This window comes from Microscilla marina ATCC 23134 (genome assembly GCF_000169175.1).
Taxonomy (GTDB): Bacteria; Bacteroidota; Bacteroidia; order Cytophagales; family Microscillaceae; genus Microscilla; species Microscilla marina.
In genome coordinates, this window is record NZ_AAWS01000110.1 from 1 (window position 1) to 3,009 (window position 3,009).

Here is a 3,009-nt window from a genome sequence, read left to right on the forward strand (position 1 = left end):
CCTTTAAATTTCTGTTGTTGGTAAACCATTGTCGGAAAGTATCTTTAATAAATTTAGTTCTTCTTGGATAGCATTACTTGGCTTCCCTTTTTTTAGCACTGCTATAACTTTGTCATCTCCAACAGCAAACACTAGTTTATTACCTCCTTCATCAAGGAATTTACCCAATATTAACCCTTCTTCACTTAACTTTTTCGATATATCTATAAAACTCTCTGCTCCATTCTTATGTAAAACTAACCACGCATCCACCAACCCCGGATTCCCCTTTATTGCTTTTGCGAACTCAGAATTAGGGTTTTTAGCTATCTCTTTCGCAAGTGGATAGAAATCGGCGATTTCACCATTGGATAAACCAAGTTTTTTAATGGTCGTGGTTGCCTGCATATTCAGCACAAACTTTTCAACCGTGATACCAATTTCTTGTACAATAATGATGGCGTCCTCAAGTACTACCCCCGAAGAGTTAAAGCGACCAAGCAAGGCTAATTTTTTCGCCCTTAGTTTTGCTGCCCTTACAATGTTTCGCTGGATTTTATCATCTATACTCTTAAGCCTTTTCAAACTCTTTTCGAGCCTGGCAACATTACCTGTTTTGTTAAAAGCATGAACCGCAGAGCTTATGCTTTTGATCGCAGTTTTTAACCCCGCAGCATCCAATCCAGCTCCTATCAAAGCCACAATCGCCCAAGCCATGGTAGCATCTTTTGAGTACATTTTTGCCCCATAAGCAGCATGTTTAGTCTCGTACTCCTGAAACTCGACAAAAGCATCATAAGTACTCAAGCCCAAAGCTCCTGCCCCTGCCACTGCTCCTATGGTGCCGCCGCCAAAACTTATTACTCCTAATCCTATGGCTATAATTGCTAATGCAACCTTGCCAAACATCTCATCAAATTCTATAGTGGCTTTACGATCCGAAATAATTTGATGATAAATTGAACCTTTGCTGATCCCTTCATTTTTGTAGACTTGTTCAAGCAACAAATCTAACTTATAAATAAGTTTGGGGTCTTTTCTTTTTTGGTCTTCCAGAATCTTCTTTCGAATAGTTTGAACAGATTCATAGCGGTCTGCAATATATTTCAGCATAAAATCCTGGGTAGACGATGCCGTAGTTAATCCTTCCCGGTTAAAATCCTGGTTTTTCAACAGTGGATGCTCTTTTGCCAATGCCTTCATTTGACTTTCTGCCTCACTGCGTTTTTCCGAAGCATCACTACTTACACTTGCGCGCATACTTCTGATAGAGGGGCTGGTATATTTATCAACCCCAAAACTCGATATATTAAACGCACTTTCACCCTTGCGAGCCTGTGTATATAAGCTTTTTGCTTTTGTTTTGGCTACTTTTTGCTCCAAGTCAGTCGCCTCAGAAGGGTTCTTGTACCTTTTTTCTTCTTTGTACAATAGCATTTGATAAGCATCCAATGCATCTAAAGCTACCTGATAACTTTCTTTTACAAAAGCTCGCTCAAATGCTTGAATATCTTTCTCAAATGTTTGAATACTAGAATAGCCTCCACTTTTTAGAAGCGACTCCAACTGCCCTTCTACCAAAGCGTACGCTTTGTTCTCAGTTAACCCTGGGTTATGAGAATCAAGAGAGCGACGATCTGTGTTTATTTTATATTTGTTTAACTTTTTGTATTGGCGATATTTTAGGTAGGCAGCCTCCATACCTTTGAGCTTCCCTTTAAGCCTATTCCGTTGAAGCTTTTCTTCCAATCTACGTTCTTGCTTACTTCTAGGTCCATCAAAGGTAGCAGTAATCCATGCTGTTTTACCAAACCAAGCAGTCGACAACATTTGCCCTACCCTCATGATCCCCATTGATTCCTGGTTTACTGGGCTTGTATCTGTGTTAGTGTCTATAATTTTCCCAGTGGTTTCATCTATCAAAAACATTTGATGATGCGTGGCTTGCTTATTATGTTCAATCCGAAGAATTTTCTCACTTTGCTTGCCCACATACACTTCCCTATAGCCTCGCATGAGCACCTCTGCCTTGATGTCCCCAAAACGGTTAAAATAGGTTTTTAACCAAGTGTCCATCTCTGTGGCAAGTTGACCTAATGGCCAGTACTGAGGGGGATATTTTTTGATTAGTGCCTTCATATACACCTGAAGTTGTTGCAATTGAGCACTTTTGCGGGGATCGTGGCTACTACCTTTTGACCCAACTTTTTTTTCCAATCCGAATAAATAGGAACGAAGGTCTACTTGCCACCCTGACATTGCCGAAGATTTGGTCATTTATAGCTTGAAACCAAGGTAATATTTAGAGACCATTTTGGTTACTTCGGTCAAACTCACCTTGCTGTCTTGCTGAAAAAATTGCGTGAGTAAATCTATCAACTCCTCTACAATGGGAAGGGCTTGTTTTTTTGGTGGAATAAAGGCAGGTGTAACCGCCGGAAGTTGTTTAAGCCCATGGGTGTTTTGGGGAATGTGAAAAGGGGGAGATACTGCGGGCAAAGAAATTGGCGAATCTCCAGAGGTAGAGGTGTATTTAATTTGAGGGTATGCTTCGATTGCAGGGTAAGAAGTTGGCCTATCTTTATGCGTGGTAGGGCTTTCTTATAAAAAATGAGGAATGGAGTAACTACGAACCGACCGAAGGGAGCGCTACTTAAGCTAATTGAGCTGTACAAAGTTTTAAAAACCTTTGATATACAAGGGATTTAGAGATAAATCAAGGAGCTAAATGGGCAATCCCTTGCTGTAATGCAATGGAAGTTCTCGCTTTATCGGAATGGTTGCCCACGCGAAGAGCAAACCTGAGTGAATAAAACGTCTTTTAAAGGAATAAACGACCTTATTTGAATTCGTTTTGATTCTATAAAACATTTATTTGTGCTGACTGTTAAAATTGTTTGCAAAGCGGGTTAGAATGGCTTCGCCTAACAATCTAGCAATGAGCCACTAGTGCACTGGGGATTAAATAAATGCGCTATTTATTCGAGGGTATTTTGTTTGCTGACGCACTTCAAAAAGTGCGCAGAGTTA

The 3,009-nt window shown here is 40.2% G+C and carries 2 protein-coding genes; both read right to left on the bottom strand.

Going from position 1 to position 3,009, the window contains the following annotated elements; translation table 11 throughout:
- Nucleotides 1-3: 3 nt before the first annotated feature.
- The gene (locus M23134_RS36995) at nt 4-2,256 is read right to left on the bottom strand and encodes a hypothetical protein (RefSeq protein ID WP_002706148.1); all 2,253 of its coding nucleotides are present in this window, start codon (nt 2,254-2,256) and stop codon (nt 4-6) included.
- Nucleotides 2,257-2,478, bottom strand: coding sequence for a hypothetical protein (locus M23134_RS37000; protein ID WP_002706150.1), 222 nt, complete (start codon nt 2,476-2,478; stop codon nt 2,257-2,259).
- Between the last annotated feature and the right edge of the window lie 531 nt (nt 2,479-3,009).

Bases quoted from the DNA above. Each gene is read 5' to 3' on its own strand.
- M23134_RS36995 (WP_002706148.1), bottom strand. From the start codon at position 2,256: ATGACCAAATCTTCGGCAATGTCAGGGTGGCAAGTAGACCTTCGTTCC.